At 58.5% G+C, this 15,998-nt stretch carries 13 protein-coding genes and 1 other RNA gene; 3 read left to right on the top strand and 11 right to left on the bottom strand.

Annotated features, from left to right (window positions below; all coding sequences use genetic code 11):
• Positions 1-4: 4 nt before the first annotated feature.
• The 8 genes from trkA to J3351_RS01980 form a co-directional block, all read right to left on the bottom strand.
• Positions 5-1,363: a Trk system potassium transporter TrkA gene (gene trkA, locus J3351_RS02015; RefSeq protein WP_207697005.1), complete on the bottom strand. Its 1,359-nt coding sequence runs from the start codon at positions 1,361-1,363 to the stop codon at positions 5-7.
• Between the two features lie 47 nt (positions 1,364-1,410).
• Positions 1,411-2,730, bottom strand: coding sequence for a thymidine phosphorylase (locus J3351_RS02010; protein WP_117504724.1), 1,320 nt, complete (start codon positions 2,728-2,730; stop codon positions 1,411-1,413).
• Between the two features lie 155 nt (positions 2,731-2,885).
• Positions 2,886-3,803, bottom strand: coding sequence for an ABC transporter permease (locus J3351_RS02005; RefSeq protein WP_097770339.1), 918 nt, complete (start codon positions 3,801-3,803; stop codon positions 2,886-2,888).
• 1 nt (position 3,804) lies between these two features.
• Positions 3,805-4,974 carry an ABC transporter permease gene (locus J3351_RS02000; RefSeq protein ID WP_154276651.1) on the bottom strand — a complete coding sequence of 390 codons (1,170 nt, stop codon included), beginning with the start codon at positions 4,972-4,974 and terminating at the stop codon, positions 3,805-3,807.
• 6 nt (positions 4,975-4,980) lie between these two features.
• Positions 4,981-6,489 (bottom strand): ABC transporter ATP-binding protein, encoded by a 1,509-nt coding sequence (locus tag J3351_RS01995; protein WP_207697059.1) that lies wholly within the window; start codon positions 6,487-6,489, stop codon positions 4,981-4,983.
• A gap of 261 nt (positions 6,490-6,750) precedes the next feature.
• Positions 6,751-7,926 (bottom strand): BMP family protein, encoded by a 1,176-nt coding sequence (locus J3351_RS01990; protein ID WP_035393669.1) that lies wholly within the window; start codon positions 7,924-7,926, stop codon positions 6,751-6,753.
• 202 nt (positions 7,927-8,128) lie between these two features.
• Positions 8,129-8,578, bottom strand: a complete 450-nt coding sequence (locus tag J3351_RS01985; protein WP_005931014.1) for a cytidine deaminase — start codon at positions 8,576-8,578, stop codon at positions 8,129-8,131.
• Positions 8,579-8,591: 13 nt separating this feature from the next.
• Positions 8,592-9,035 (bottom strand): GNAT family N-acetyltransferase, encoded by a 444-nt coding sequence (locus tag J3351_RS01980; RefSeq protein ID WP_207697004.1) that lies wholly within the window; start codon positions 9,033-9,035, stop codon positions 8,592-8,594.
• Between the two features lie 147 nt (positions 9,036-9,182).
• On the opposite strand from J3351_RS01980, the gene J3351_RS01975 reads away from it, so the two are divergent.
• On the top strand, positions 9,183-9,449 hold the full coding sequence (locus tag J3351_RS01975; protein WP_207697003.1) for a type II toxin-antitoxin system RelB/DinJ family antitoxin: 267 nt from the start codon (positions 9,183-9,185) through the stop codon (positions 9,447-9,449).
• Between the two features lie 106 nt (positions 9,450-9,555).
• On the opposite strand, the gene deoD is transcribed toward J3351_RS01975, so the two are convergent.
• The 3 genes from deoD to J3351_RS01960 all read right to left on the bottom strand — a co-directional run bounded on the left by deoD (position 9,556) and on the right by J3351_RS01960 (position 13,434).
• On the bottom strand, positions 9,556-10,275 hold the full coding sequence (gene deoD / locus J3351_RS01970) for a purine-nucleoside phosphorylase (RefSeq protein WP_035393670.1): 720 nt from the start codon (positions 10,273-10,275) through the stop codon (positions 9,556-9,558).
• A 224-nt stretch (positions 10,276-10,499) separates the two neighbouring features.
• Positions 10,500-12,386, bottom strand: a complete 1,887-nt coding sequence (locus J3351_RS01965) for a M23 family metallopeptidase (RefSeq protein WP_207697002.1) — start codon at positions 12,384-12,386, stop codon at positions 10,500-10,502.
• A gap of 130 nt (positions 12,387-12,516) precedes the next feature.
• Entirely contained in the window at positions 12,517-13,434 is a 918-nt protein-coding gene (locus J3351_RS01960; protein WP_207697001.1) for an RluA family pseudouridine synthase, read from the bottom strand.
• Positions 13,435-13,540: 106 nt separating this feature from the next.
• Here J3351_RS01960 and rnpB point away from each other — a divergent pair.
• Together rnpB and J3351_RS01950 are read left to right on the top strand one after the other, a co-directional pair.
• Positions 13,541-13,878, top strand: an RNA gene (gene rnpB, locus J3351_RS01955) — RNase P RNA component class A.
• A gap of 183 nt (positions 13,879-14,061) precedes the next feature.
• Positions 14,062-15,996 (top strand): NAD(+) synthase, encoded by a 1,935-nt coding sequence (locus J3351_RS01950; RefSeq protein ID WP_207697000.1) that lies wholly within the window; start codon positions 14,062-14,064, stop codon positions 15,994-15,996.
• Positions 15,997-15,998: the final 2 nt, after the last annotated feature.

Raw genomic sequence — 15,998 nt, 5'->3', positions numbered from 1 at the left:
TCCGTTAATCTTCCACGATGTCCCGCAGGTCATGCAGGCCGTGCTCCAGCGTGACCACGATGACGTTGTCGCCCACCTGGATCTCATCGCCGCCGCGCGGGATCTTGATCTCGTTGCCGCGGGTGATGCAGCAGAGCAGCAGGTTCTTTTTCAGGTGGAGCTGGCTCAGGGGCACACCGGTGGCGCGGCTCTTCTCATGGACCGTGAATTCCAGCGCCTCCACGCGGTCGTCCAGAATGCGGTACAGGGTCTTGATGTTGCTGCCTGCCTCGTTCTGCAAAGCGCGCACATACTGCACGATGTAATCGCAGGTCATGTACTTGGGGTAGACGATGCTGCCCAGATCAAGCCCGGCCAGGATATCGTCAAATTCCAGGCGGTTGATCTTGGTGACCAACTTGCCGTTGGAATGCTTCTTGGCAAACAGGGTCAGCAGAACATTTTCCTCATCGATGTTGGTCAGGGCCACAAAGGCCTCGGTGGAGGTCAGGCCCTCGGAGAGCAGGAACTCGCGGTTGGAGCCGTCCTCACACAGGATCTGTGCCTCGGGCAGGGCCTGGGCCAGCACATCGCAGCGGGCAGGGTCCCGCTCCACGATCCGCACCCGGACATGGTTTTCCAGCAGCTCCTGGCTCAGGTAGAAGGCAATGGCACCGCCGCCCACGATGAGGGCATTGCGCACCGGGCGCACGGCCAGATGGATGCGCTGGAAGAACTCGTGGGCCTTTTCCTGCGTTGCAAGAAAAGTGACCTGATCACCGGTCTGGAGCACAAAATTACCGTTGGGGATGATGACCCCGCCGTTGCGCTCCACGGCACAGACCAGGATATCGCTCTTGAGCCGGGTGGGGATCTCCCGGATGGCCACGCCGTCCAGTGCCTGTGCCTCGGTCAGAGTAAACTTGATCAGCCGCACCCGGCCTTCCGCAAAGGTATCGATCTTGCTGGCACCGGGGAAGCGCAGCAGGTGGGAGATCTCCCGCGCCGCCGCCATCTCCGGGTTGATGATGGCCGAAATGCCGATCTGCTTTTTGATGAAGTCCAGCTCATGGCTGTAGGAGGGGTTGCGCACACGGGCAATGGCGTGGCAATGGCCCGCCTTTTTGGCAAACATGCAGCAGAGCAGGTTCAGCTCGTCCGAGCCGGTGACTGCAATGAACACGTCCGCCTCCTCGATCCCCGCCTCGGACAGCGTTGCGATGGAGGAGCCGTTGCCGGTAATGCCCATCACGTCATAGGATTCGCTGATATGCTCCACACGGGCCTTGTTGGTATCGATGACCGTGACATTGTGGCCTTCCTCGCTGAGCTGACGTGCCAGCGCTGTGCCGACCTTGCCGCAGCCCACCAGAATGATCTTCATAGAAAATGTCCTTTCCGTCCCTCCCGCCTTGCGGGAAGGATGCTTTCTCAGTAGCGCTCCACGCCGTCCTTGGTGACCAGGGCGTAGACCAGCGGGGCCTCCTCGGGCTTTTCCGCACCATAGACCAGACCGCTGCGGTACTCCGCAGCAGCGGCTTCAAACTTATCTGCCGCACCGTAGAAGGTGGCCAGACTTTCGCCCTTGTGCACATAGTCACCGCGCTTTTTGTGCAGGGTGATGCCGGCCGCAAAGTCCAGCGGGTCACCCTTCTTCTGGCGGCCAGCGCCCAGCAGCACACTGGCAGAGCCGATCTTCTCGGCATCGTTGGCCACGATGTAGCCATCTTGCTCGGCCAGCAGCTCAAAGCTGGCTGCGGGCTGCTCAAACAGGCTGTAATCGTCCAGCACACGGGTGTCGCCGCCCTGGGCCGCAAACATCTCCTTGCACTTTGCAAAGGCAGAGCCGTCCGCGATCACAGCCTGTGCCATGGCACGGCACTCCGCCGGGGTACCCTTGCCTGCCAGCACCAGCATATTGGCGGCCAGCTGCAGGCAGACCTCGGTCAGGTCGGCAGGGCCCCTGCCCTTGAGCACATCCATGCTCTCCATGACCTCAAGGCTATTGCCGATGTTACGGCCCAGCGGGGTGTCCATATCGGTGATCATGGCGGCCACCCGGCGGCCATGGTGGGTGCCGATGGCGACCATCAGCTCAGCCAGCTCAATGCTCTGGTCCACGGTCTTCATAAAGGCACCGGTGCCGGTGGTCACATCCAGCAGGATGGCATCGGAGCCGGAGGCCAGCTTCTTGGACATGATGGAAGAGGCGATGAGAGGGATGCAGCTGACCGTGGCGGTCACATCCCGCAGGGCGTACATCTTCTTATCCGCCACGGCAATGCCCTCGCTCTGGCCAATGACCGACAGCCCGATCTTGTTCACCTGGGCAAAGAACTCCTCCTGCGAAAGGGCAGTTCTGGTGCCGGGCACGCTCTCCATCTTGTCAATGGTGCCGCCGGTATGGCCCAGACCACGGCCGCTCATCTTGGCGATCTTTACACCGCAGGCCGCCACCACAGGGGCGATCACAAGGGTGGTCTTATCGCCCACGCCGCCGGTGGAGTGCTTATCCACCTTGATGCCGGGGATGGGGGAAAGATCGACCATCACGCCGCTGTGGGCCATCACGTCCGTCAGCTCGGCTGTTTCTTCGTTGGTCATGCCGCGCAGGTAGACCGCCATCATCCAGGCAGCCATCTGGTAATCGGCCACTTCCCCACTGACAAAGCCGTTGACAATGGCTTCCAACTCTTCCCGGGTGTGGGTACCGCCATCGCGCTTTTTCGCGATCAGATCATAAATACGCATCGCAATTCTCCTGTCTGACAGTATGACTTTCAGTAAATTCCATTATAACAGACTTTTTGACAAAGGCAATCCACATTCCGTCTCCTTTGTCGGGTTTTGAACACCAAGGGCGCAGCTGCCCGGAAAAGCAGCTGCGCCCTTGGAACAAACCTCGCTCAGCGGGAACCCTTGTCGTAAGGGATACCCTCGGCCTTGGGGGCCATGCTGTTTTTGGAGGTAAAGGCCAGAATGATCATGGATGCGATGAACGGCATCATGTTATAGATGTTGCTGGACCAGTGGAGCTGTGCCAGGAAGGTGGAATCCGCAATGTTTGCCAAACTCTTGAACACGGCAAAGAACATGGCGGCGGCACAGATGTTGAAAGGCTTCCACTGACCAAAGATCATAACAGCCAGTGCAAGGAAGCCCGCGCCAGCCACGCCGACCTCAAAGTTCCAGGTCTGCACCGGGGGCACGATATATGCCAGACCGCCGATGGCGCCCAGCGCACCGGAAAGCAGCACACCCGCATAGCGCATCTTGTAGACGTTGATGCCCACAGAATCGGCGGCCTGAGGATGTTCGCCGCAGGCGCGCAGGCGCAGACCGAAGCGGGTCTTGTACAGCACCACATAGCTGATGACGAGCAGCACGATGCCCAGCGGCACAAAGATGCTCAGCTCCAGGCCGCCGATGCTGAACAGGAACGGCTTGTTGGAATAGTTCAGCTTGGCGCTGCCGCTGTCGCTGAAATACTTTGCAATGACCACGGCAATGGCGGTGGCCAGCAGGTTCAGGGCCGTGCCGCCGATGGTCTGGTCCGCTTTCAGGTTGATGGAAGCAAAGGCCAGAAGCAGGCTGTACACAATACCGGCCAGCGCAGCCACCAGGACCGAGATCAGCACCACCAGGAACGGCGACATGTCGGCCGGAAGCATGGTCAGGGTCAGAACACCCGCCACACCGCCGATGACCATGATGCCTTCCAGCGCGATGTTGATGATGCCGGAGTGCTCACTGAACATACCGCCCAGTGCCACCAGCATCAGGACGATGCCATACAGCAGGGTATATTTGATCAAAAGCAGCATCTTACTTGCCCTCCTTCTTCGCGTTGGCCTTTTCCGCCGGGGCAGGCTCTGCGTTCACATTGGTCTTGTCCGCATTCTTGAACAGCAGCTTCTGGATCTTGCCGCGGAACAGCATGGAGAATGCACACAGGTAGATGATGATGCCGCTGATCAGGTCGGCGATCTCCGTGGGATAATACTTGGTGGAAAGGAAGGTGCCGCCCACCGAGATGTGGGAGATGAACAGGGCCGAGAAGATGGTGCCAATGGGGTTGGAGCTTGCCAGCAGGGCAACGGAGATGCCGTTGAAGCCCATGGCGGGCAGGCTGGTGGAGTTCAGGGGGTTCCACTGGCCCACGTTGGACAGGTAGAACAGGCCCGCGCCAAAGCCTGCCAGCGCACCGGCAATGGCCATGGAGAGGATGATGTTCTTCTTTTCGTTGATACCGGCGTAGCGGGCAGCGCTCTTGTTCAGGCCGACCGCCTTCAGCTCATAGCCAAAGGTGGTCTTGTTCAGCACCACCCAGATCAGGATGGCCACCGCAGCGGCCAGGAAGATGGCAATGGTGGTGCTGTTGGTCTGGAACAGCTTGTTCAGGCCGAAGTCCGGGATGACAGACTGGGCGAGATCTGCGTTCTTGCCCAGGTTCAGGGTGCGGGTGTTGCGCACATCGTACATGGGGCCGGTGCCGTTCTGGTAGACCAGCTCATTGACGAGGTACAGGCCGATCCAGTTGAACATGATGGAGGTAATGACCTCGTTGATGTTGAAGTAGGCCTTGAAGAAACCGGGGATGGCACCCCACAGACCGCCCAGAATGGCCGCAGCCAGCAGGCAGACGAACCAGGGCAGCTTGAGCATGATGGCACAGTAGAGGGCACCGTAAGCGCCCAGCGTATACTGACCGGCGGCACCGATGTTGAACAGGCCGGTCTTGAAGGCAAAGCCCACGGAAAGGCCGGTCATAATCAGGGGCGCGGCGTTGGCCAGCTCCTTGCCGACACCATAGGGGGCATCATGGAAGCCGCCCTTGAGGATGCGGACAAAGCCGTCTGCCCATGCGTGGGCCGGGTTGATGGCCAGCAGCACGAGGAAACCCACAAACAGACCGATCAGGATACACAGCAGGGCAGCCATCACGCTGGTGACAGAACCCTGTAGCCCGTTGTGGGAAAGTTTTTTGTTTTTCATTTCTGCTTACTCCTTTCCCTGCTTGCGGGCACCGGCCATGTACAGGCCCAGCTCCTGGACCGTGGTGGTCTTGGGGTCAAACTCGCCCACGATCTCACCCTCGTACATCACAAGGATCCGGTCAGAGAGGTTCATCACCTCGTCCAGCTCCAGACTGACCAGCAGCACAGCCTTGCCCCTGTCGCGCTCATTCACGATCTGCTTGTGGATATACTCAATGGCACCGACATCCAGACCGCGGGTGGGCTGCACTGCCACCAGCAGCTTGGGGTCTTTGTCGATCTCACGGGCAATGATCGCCTTCTGCTGGTTGCCGCCGGACATGCTGCGCACGATGGTGGCGCTGCCCTGGCCGCTGCGCACGTCATACTGGGCGATCAGCTTATCAGAGTACTCCCGCACCTTTTCACTGCGGATAAAGCCGTTGTGCTGGAACTCGGGCTGCCAGTAGCGCTGGAGCACCATGTTGTTCTCCAGGCTGTAATCCAGCACCAGACCATGCTTGTGGCGGTCCTCAGGGATATGGCTCATGCCGTCCTTGGAGCGCTGGCGGATGCTCTCGTTGGTGATCTCCTTGCCGTCCAGCAGCACCTTGCCGCTGTTGAACTTTTCCAGACCAGTCAGGCCGTAGACAAACTCTGTCTGGCCGTTGCCCTCGATGCCCGCCAGACAGACGATCTCACCGCCACGCACCTGGAAGGAGACGTTCTTGACGGCATCCTTCTTGTGCTGGGCGTTGTGCATGGTAACATTCTGCACGTCCAGCACCACCTCACCGGGGGCGGCGGGCTTTTTGTCCACCTGCAGCTGAACATCGCGGCCGACCATCATGCGGGAAAGCTCTTCCTTGGTGGTGTCCTTGATGTCCACAGTGCCCATATACTTGCCCTTACGCAGAACCGTGCAGCGGTCTGCCACTGCCATGATCTCGTTGAGCTTGTGGGTGATGAAGAGGATGGATTTGCCTTCCTTCTTGAACCCGCGCATGATCTCCATCAGCTCGTCGATCTCCTGCGGGGTCAGAACAGCAGTGGGCTCATCAAAGATCAGGATCTCGTTGTCGCGGTAGAGCATCTTCAGGATCTCAACACGCTGCTGCATACCAACAGAGATATCACTGATGAGTGCATCGGGGTCCACACGCAGGCCGTACTTCTCGCTCAGGGCCATGACCTTCTTGCGGGCCTCAGCCTTCTGCAAAAAGCCCAGCTTATTGGGCTCCACGCCCAGAATGATGTTATCCAGCACGCTGAAGCATTCCACCAGCTTGAAGTGCTGGTGCACCATGCCGATGCCCAGCGCGTTTGCATCGTTGGGGTTGCGGACGGCGACCTCCTTGCCGTTCTTGAGGATCTTACCGGCTTCCGGCTGGTACAAGCCGAACAGCACGCTCATCAGCGTACTTTTGCCAGCGCCGTTTTCGCCCAGCAGGGCATGTACCTCGCCCTTGCGCAGCTGCAGGGTGATATCATCGTTTGCCTTGATTCCAGGGAACTCCTTGGTAATGTGGAGCATCTCGATCACAAAATCCTCTGCCAATCTGCTCACTCTCCTTTCGTGTCAAATCGACACCTATACTATTCTGTGTACCATTATACCGTATTTTTGCAGTTTTGCACACTTCTTTTTGATTTTTTGGCGGGATGTACTCTTATAAGTATTACTTTTGTGCAAGCTGCACGATTTTTCGCGAGACAAAAACGACCCTCTCCGTCAAAGCCTGGCGGCAATGACGGAGAGGGTCGTTCCCTGCAGCCCTTGCGGACTGTTCAAATTTTACTGGATGTAGGTGACGTTGGTGAACTCGCTGACGGTGGGCTTGGTAGCGTCGTCAGAGCTGTTGTCAACAACGATCTCGCCGGAAGCGATCTTCTGCTTCAGCTCCTCGTACTCCTCAACCGTGAAGGTCTCGAAGTTCCAGCTGTCCTCATCGGTGGGCAGGCCGATGTAATCGCCGTCCTCCAGACCAAAGTTGCCGTTGGTCGCTGCGATGGTGCTCCACTCGCCTGCCTCGATGTCGGACAGAGAAGTAGAAACAGCCTCAGACAGGCCCTTCATAGCGGAGGTGATGAACGGGTTGTAAGCATAGGTGCCATCAGCAACGCCGTTTGCGCCGATGTAGTTCTGGTCAACGTCAACGCCGATGACGTAGCCGTTGTTCTTCAGGGCAGCCTCAACAGCGGAGGTGTAGATACCGCCGCCGCAGGCAAAGACGACCTGAGTGCCGTTGGAGTACCAGCCCTCCATACGGGAGGTGATGTTGGCATCGCCGTAGAACTGGCCGCCGTAGAAGTAGTTGATGTCGATGTTCTGGCCCAGCTCCTGAGCAGCAGCATCAGCGCCCTGCACAAAGCCGTAGCCGTAACGGATGACAGCGGGAACAGCCATGCCGCCCAGGAAGCCCAGCTTGGTCTTGCCGTCCTTGGCAATGGCGTAACCTGCCAGATAGCCTGCCTGCTCCTCCTTGAAGGTGATGCAGTAGCAGTTGGAGGGGATCTCATCGGTGCCGATATCGCCCTGGGTGACATCGATAGCGACGAACTTGACATCGGGGTACTGCTCAGCAGCCCATGCCAGAGAAGCACCATACAGGTAGCCGACGCAGACAATGACCTCAGCGCCATCGTTGACAGCCTGACGGATCATGGTCTCACGGTCCTCATCGGAAGCGTCAGCCTCGGGGATGTAGTACTGGCAGTCATCGCCCATGTAGCTGGAAACAGCGCTCCAGCAAGCCTGGTTGAAGCTCTCGTCATCGATCGTGCCGGTATCGCAGGTCAGAGCGACCTTTGTGATCTTGCTGGCAGCCTCGGAGCCAGCCTCAGAAGCTGCAGAAGAAGCAGTGGAAGAAGCGGTGCTGGTGGAAGAGGAAGAACCACCGCAGGCGGTCAGAGCAGCGGCAGCAGCTGCAGCGCCAGCCACAGCCAAGAAGTTACGACGAGAAATCATCATAAGAAAACTCTCCTTTTTATACATTAAAAATTGCGCTTTACAAAGGGAATGCGCACACTTGCACATTTACTGACCCAAGTATAGCCGGGTCATGTGAGGAAAGCAAGGCATTTCCGATTACAAAATCTTTACAGATTTTTTGTAAAATTCGTGTAAAAGTCGTACTATTTCGCCAATTTCGGCAAAATCTCCGCTTCCCGCCTCACTCTTCCACGGCTTTGTTGCCCGCCACGTTGGAGGGGCCAAAGCCGAAGGGCAGCAGCTCGTCCATGCTGCGCTCGATGAAATCATCGGGGGTCTTTGCCATGATGACATTCAGCTCCGGCCCGCCGAATTCAAACAGCGCCTGACGGCAGACCCCGCAGGGCGAGGTGATCTGCTTGTTCACCTCGCCACGGCGGGAACCCACCACGGCAATGTCGGTGAAGCGGGTCACGCCCTCGCTCACCGCCTTGAACAGGGCCGTGCGCTCGGCACAGCTGGTGGGGGTAAAGGCAGCGTTTTCCACATTGCAGCCGGTGAAGATGCGGCCATCTTCGGCCCGCAGGGCAGCACCCACCATAAAGTCGGAGTAAGGCACATAGGCCTGCTCCCGGGCTTCCAGTGCCATCCGGATCAGGGCTTTCTTTTCGTCTAAAGTCAGATTGGTCATAGGGGCCTCCTTTTCATTCTAAAGTATAAACAAACGTTTCTGCGTCTTTCTGAACAAATCCTATACTTTCAAACATTTTGCGGGACTGCTTGTTGAAGGAATAAATTTCTGCATAGCATTGCGGATATTTCTTCTCTTTTGCCAGTGCAAGAATCTTCCCAATCACTGTTCTCCCAATGTGCCGATTCTGATACTCTTTGCAGACCACAATCGAAATTTCTCCGCTTGTCTGCAAGCATACATCTCCGCACAGAATGCCCTTATATCCAATGTAGAACAAATCACCATGACTATCCAGATACTGGTACATATTTTTCAGGATAGGCAGGTCATAAATGCGATTCTGATTATCTACATGATGGCACAGTTCTGCGTCCTGATACCACGGAAGGGCAATTTCATAGGCTGGGTAATAAGGTACAAGGCAGATATCCTGATTTGGTTGAAAGTCGTCCATCTTTCATCCCCTCTTTTGCACTTCAATTATACGGCGTGTTCTCAAATTCTTCAAGAGATTTCTCGTTATCCATTTATTATGTAACGAAAGTTCTTGCATTTTTCATTACAGACGCATATAATAGAATCAAGAAGGAGGTGTATTAGAATGGCAAATGCAGTCAATGTGAACTTCCGGATGGACCCAGACCTGAAACGCAGCATGGAAGAGGTTTGCGCCGAGATGGGACTTTCTATGACAACGGCATTCACGATTTTCGCCAAAAAAGTTTCCCGGGAGCACCGCATTCCCTTTGAGATTTCCGCCGACCCGTTCTACTCGGAAAGCAACATCAATCATCTTCGCCAGATCGTCCACGACATCGATACCAGAAAAGCCAAGCTCACCGAGCACGATTTGATCGAGGTAGATTAAATGAGTTGGCAGTATCATCATCGCATCCTGTTTCGGACATTATAGTGACACTTAAAACATAAAAGGGTTGTTGTCGTGTGACAACAACCCTTTTTGTGAATGCAAATCAGTACTCCGCACCCAGTGCGACCTTCATCATGTTGGTGAAGCTGGTCTGACGCTGCTCGGCGGTGGTGATCTCCGGGGAGACAAAGCTGTCGGAGATGGTCAGCAGGCAGGCGGCATTCTTGCCCAGAACCTGAGCGTTGGCGAAGAGGGCAAAGCTCTCCATCTCCACACACAGGCAGCCGCGCTCATCCCGCAGCTTTTCCCAGTAGGTGGGCTTTTCATCGGAGGGCTGGCGATAGAACACATCGGAGGAATGGATGTTGCCCTCGATCAGGGGGATGCCCTGCTTTGCGGCAGAAGCACGCAGCTTGTCGTTCAGGGTCTGGCTGGGCAGGGTGAGGTCCCCTTCAAAGCCGCTCTGGACCCGGGCATAATTGCTCTCGCTCACAGCACCGGCGGCCAGCACCACATCGAACAGCTTGGCTTTGTCGGTGTAGCTGCCGGCAGAGCCGATGCGGATGATGTTGTCCACATCGTAGAACTTGTACAGCTCGTAGGAGTAGATGCCGATGGAGGGCATTCCCATGCCGCTGCCCATCACACTGATGGGGCGGCCCTCATAGGTGCCGGTAAAGCCCAGCATTCCACGGACACCGGTGACCTGGCGGACATCCTTGAGGAAGGTATCCGCGATGAACTTTGCCCGCAGCGGATCGCCGGGCATCAGGACGGTCTTTGCGAAATCGCCTTTTTCAGCGCTGATGTGGGGTGTTGCCATAATCATTCTCCTTTTTGTTTGTAAAATAAACCTCTCGGGCGCTTCACGCCAGCATACGAGTTGCGGCTCCCAGCGTCCACTTCGTGCAAAGTATTGCACTCGTGTCCTGCTGGCCGCTGCCCCAACAACGCCTCTCTTCATCCGCCACTGGCGGCGGTCGTCGTTGTTGCCTGATAGGGGAGCTAAGTTTATGCTTCGCATTGCCGGAGAGGTTCTGTTCTGATTTATCGCTTTCCGGGGAACACGCTCTGCGGTGCGATGTACGAGCCATTGCGGCGGATCTCGAAGTGGCAGTGGTTGCCGGAAGAGCGGCCCGTGCTGCCCACATAGCCGATGAGCTGGCCCTGCCGCACGGTCTGGCCCGCACTGACCGCCAGAGACAGGCAGTGGGCATAGACCGTGGTATAGCCGCCGGAGTGGCTGATGATCACAGAATAACCATAGCCCGTACCGGCACCGGCCTTGTTATAACCCGCCTTGGTCACGGTGCCGCCCGCCGATGCATAGATGGGCGTACCGGCAGAGGCACAGATATCCACGCCCTTATGGCCGCTGCTATACCAGCGTGAGCAGTTGCGGTAGCCCGGCACAGGCCAGATGAACTGACCGCTGCCACCGATGTATGCCGCCGCACCGTACTTCGTGACCTTCTTGGTGCCAACGACCACCTTTTTGTTCACCGGCTCCCGGATGGTCTCGGTGGAAAGGATGGTCTGCTCCAGCAGCGCGCCATTGGTATCGTAGACGTTCTGCATGGTGACGCGGCGCAGGCCGTTCTGGCCCTCCTGCAGGGTCTTGGTGGTACCCTTGGTGTACTCGTTGGACTGGGTGGTCTCGGTGCCGAAGGGGATTTCCTCCTCCCGCGTCTCCACCTTGGTGATGCGGACTTCCAGCAGAGCCTCCTGCTTGGTCACGATCAGCTGGTCGCCCTCCTGGATATTGGAGTTCTCGGTCAGGGGAGCACCCTTGAAATTCGTATTCAGGGCACACAGCTCCCGGAAGGTCAGGTCGTTCTTCTGGGCAATGTCCCACAGGGTATCGCCCGCCCTGACCGTATAGATCTTCTCCTGCTGCTGCACGCCGGTCAGCATATCCTCAATGGAATTGTCATCCTCAAAGCTGTCGTTGAAGTAGATTCCATCTTCCAGCGTCACATTTTTGTTAAAGCCCACGCTGATATTCTCGTCCGTCTGATCCTCGTAGGGGGCCAGCAGGCTCTCCAGATAGCTACGCAGGGTGTCACCATCGGAGCAGACTGCCGTCAGTTCCCCGTCCAGATACAGGGCGGTGCCCTCACTGATCTGGTCACTGGCGCTCTGCAGAATGGCGTTTGCCGTCTCGCTCTCGTCCATGGTCTTGTGGGTCACAGAGATGGTATAGGTCGGCTCGATGGTCAGCTCGGTCTTGTCCGAACCGGCGTAGTTGATGCGCTGCATCACATCCTCTTTTGCGAGGTTGAACACTTCCTCATTGGCCACATAGCCAACGGTCTGGCCGTTCACCTGCACAGCCAGCGCATAGGGCTGGGCCATCGTCCTGTTCCAGACCGTGACGAACACGGCCAGCATACACAGGGGCAGGATGTACATTGCTGTCCGGGGCAGCAGGCTCAGGTTGCGCTTGAGCCCGCCCACAAAATAGCGCCCGGCCGCTTTTACGGAAGCACCAAAGCCCCGCTCCCGGCGCACGTCGTTGGCGTGGGCCGCCACAGCGCCGAGGCCCTTGAAGAACAGGTAAAGCGGTGCCAGCAGATCCTTGAACATCTGCGCCGCACCGGGAAAGGCTGTTGCAATGATGGTATGCCGGGCATTCCTGCACCAGCGGGCCAGTCTGTGGGCCACGGCAGCAATGCCGCGCCCTGTGCGCACCACCATGTACTCTGCCGCAAAGCCCAGTGCATAAAGTGCCTCGCCAACTGTCAGCACCACGGCACTGGCCCGCAGCTTTTTGGCCACATCATTCATGTGCCGCTGCGTTTTGCGGCGGAAACGGTGCCGCCGCAGCAGGCCGGAGATCTGGACCTTTGCCCAGAAGCTTCGCAGTTTTTCTCTGCCCTTCACCGGCGCTGCAGGAGCCTGGCTCTGCGGCTCCTTTGTTTTTTCTTCGATCAAAAGGGGTTGCTCCTTCCTGACGTTTTGGGTCGAAAGTTACAAATTCATATCAATTATACACTCTGCTCGGGCCGATACAAGGCTTGTCACAAAATTTGGGCAGAGCTTTCACAGAGGTTTCACCGTATTTTCATATTTCAGCATCCAGCAATGCCCGCATATCCTCGGGCAGGGGGCTCTCCACTGCAACGGTGCGGGCGTGTTCCTCCACCGGCGTTTCCAGCCGGATGCCGCCGGGCACCTCGGTGTAAGCCGGCACCCGGAAACTCTGCCGGGCGCAATGGAGCGCCTGCCGGGCAATGCGGTCACGTTGCCCGCCGTAAAGGTCGTCCCCGGCCAGCGGGTGGCCGATGGATGCAAAGTGCACCCGGATCTGATGGGTGCGGCCCGTCACGGGAACACAGGCGGCAAGGCTCAGGCCCTGCGCTGCCCTTAATATGGTATACTCGGTGCGGCTGGGCTTGCCCTCGGGGGTCACGCACCGCCCGATGATACTGTCCCCTCTCCGGCCAATGGGGGCATCGATGACTCCGGGGCCAAGGGGCAGTTCGCCCTCCACGATGGCGTAATAGAGTTTCTCTACGCCCTCGGCCAGCAGGGGCGCGGCATAGCCGTTCTTTGCGGCCAGCACCAGCCCGCTTGTGTCTTTATCGATCCGGTTCACCGGGCGGAACACCGGGCTTTCGCCGTGGGCAGCCGCCCAGGCGGCATAGCCGTTGGCCAGGGTATCCCGGGGGTAGTTCAGGGTGGGGTGGACCGCCAGATGGGGCGGTTTTTCCAGCACCACGGCAAAAGCATCCTCGTAAACGACCCTGACCGGGATCTCAGGCTGCGGCTCCACGCCGGGGCCGTCGGCGGGCAGCGCAAAGCGGATGATCTGCCCCGCCTGCACGCGGCGGTTGGCCAGAATGGGCGCATCGTCCGCAAAAAAGCCGCTGCCATGGAATTTGACCGCCCGGGCCAGCTCCGTGGAGACGGCACACCGGCGCAGAAAGCCGCGCAGCAGCACGCCATCGGCTTCGGGTGGGACATTGAAAAGCAGCTGCATCCGTTGTCCCTCCCCAAAAATTTCACGCCATATTTAAATTTATTATACCAAATTTTATCGTCACTTGCAAATCTTGTTTTTTTATGGTATTATGGGGAACAGAAAACGAGTGGAACATACGGCGGCGGGGCGGCTTTGACCGCTCTGAGGAAAGTCCGGGCCTCACAGAGCACGGTAACTGCTAACGGCAGCCGAGGGTGACCTCAGGGAAAGTGCAACAGAAAGGAAACCGCCGCAGCAATGCGGTAAGGATGAAAGGGCGAGGTAAGAGCTCACCAGCGCATGGGTGACTATGCGGCTTTGTAAACCCTACCGGAAGCAACGCCTATATGGGACGTACAGCGCTGCTCGCGTGTCCCGAAGGCGGCACGAGCCTGTCAGCAATGGCAGGCCTAGACAGATCGTCGTTTAATACAGAACCCGGCTTACGGTCCATCTCGTTTTCCATTTGGTGTATCTGCAGGGGGTTGTTAGAACCCTTCTTTGCCCCGCCGTCAGGCGCAGAGGCAGAGAGGGTTGATAACAGCCCTCTTTTCGTTTTGGTCAGAGTGTGGTATACTATCCTCACCACGGGAGCACAGTTGTTCGCCGTGGGCAAACAAGAGAGACAGGATGTGAAATCCTCCGATGAAAGATGGTTTTTTGAAAGCAGCAGCCCTCTCGCCCGCGCTTCGGGTGGCGGACTGCGCCTACAACACCCGGCAGATCCTCACGGAGCTGCGTGCCGCCGCCGCCCGCGGCGTAAAGCTGGCCGTGTTCCCTGAGTTCTGCCTGACCGGCTATACCTGCGGCGACCTGTTTTTGCAGCGCACCCTGCAGCAGGGAGCCCTGACCGGCCTGCAGGAGCTGCTGGATGCCAGCCGGGAGCTGGACACCGTGGCCCTTGTGGGCCTGCCCCTGATGGTACGGGGTAAGCTGTACAACTGCGCTGCCGTGCTCTGCCGCGGGCAGCTGCTGGGTCTGGTTCCCAAAACGTACCTGCCCAACTACGGCGAGTTCTATGAAAAGCGGCAGTTCACCCCCGGTTCCACCGAGGTGGAGTGGGTGAATGTCTGCGGGCAGGATGTTCCCTTCGGCACCTCCCTGCTCTTCCGCTGCCGCCAGATGCCCAGCTTTGTGCTGGGCGTGGAGCTCTGCGAGGACCTGTGGAGCGCCCTGCCGCCCTCCACCTTCCACGCACTGGCTGGCGCTACCGTCATCGCCAACCTCTCGGCCAGCGATGAAACGGTAGGCAAGGCCGAGTACCGCCGGGCACTGGTGGAAAACCAGTCTGCCCGTCTGCTCTGCGGCTACCTGTACGCCTCGGCAGGCCACGGCGAGAGCACCCAGGACATGGTGTTCGCAGGCCACGACCTGATCGCCGAGAACGGCACCCTGCTGGCCGAGGTAAAGCCCTTTGCAGGCGGCCTTGCCGAGACGGAGCTGGACTGCCAGCGGATGGAGTCGGAGCGGGCGCGCAACACCAGCTTTGAGCCCAGCACCGAGGGCTACCAGACCGTGGAGTTCGACCTGACCCTGACCGACACCGTGCTGACCCGCTGGGTAGACCCCACCCCCTTTATCCCCCACAACGAGCAGCTGCGTGCCGAGCGCTGTGAGCTGATCCTGAAGATGCAGGCCGATGGCCTGGCCAAGCGTCTTGAGCACGCCCGCGCCAAAACAGCTGTCATCGGCATTTCGGGCGGTCTGGACAGCTGCCTTGCCCTGCTGGTGGCTGTCCGCGCCATGAAGCAGCTGGGCCGCCCCACCACCGATGTGCTGGCCGTGACCATGCCCTGCTTTGGCACCACCAAGCGCACCCGCAGCAATGCAGAGATCCTCTGTGACGAGCTGCACGTCAGCTTTACCGAGATCGACATTGCCGCCACAGTGCACAGCCACTTCCGGGACATCGGCCAGGACGAGAGCGTGCTGGACGTGACCTACGAGAATGGTCAGGCCCGCGTGCGCACTCTGGAGCTGATGGACACCGCCAACCGCACCGGCGGTCTGGTGGTGGGTACCGGCGACCTTTCCGAGCTGGCCTTGGGCTGGGCCACCTACAACGGTGACCACATGAGCATGTACGGCGTGAACGCAGGCGTACCCAAAACGCTGGTGCGCCACCTTGTCCGGTACGAAGCCGACATTGCCGCCACCCCGGCCCTGAAAGAGGTGCTGCTGGACATCCTCGACACCCCTGTGTCCCCCGAGCTGCTGCCCGCCAAGGACAACGGCGAGATCGCACAGCGCACCGAGGATCTGGTGGGCCCCTATGAACTGCACGACTTCTACCTTTATTATGTACTCCGCTTCGGCTTTGGCCCGGCAAAGATCTTCCGGCTGGCCAGGGCAGCCTTTGCGGGCCGGGAGGAATACCCGGACGCGGTGCTTTACAAGTGGCTGCGCAACTTCTACTGGCGGTTCTTTGCCCAGCAGTTCAAGCGCAGCTGCCTGCCCGACGGCCCCAAGATTGGCAGCGTGACCCTCTCGCCGCGCGGGGACTGGCGGATGCCCAGCGATGCCTGCGCCGCCCTGTGGCTGGCCGAGCTGGAACAGCTGTTCCCCCAGAAGGATGCCTGAGC

Origin of the sequence: Faecalibacterium sp. Marseille-Q0746, from assembly GCF_017377595.1 — a bacterium.
GTDB lineage: Bacteria > Bacillota > Clostridia > Oscillospirales > Ruminococcaceae > Faecalibacterium > Faecalibacterium duncaniae.
The sequence above is the reverse complement of the archived record's forward strand: the minus strand, read 5'-3'. Positions and strand labels throughout refer to the sequence as shown.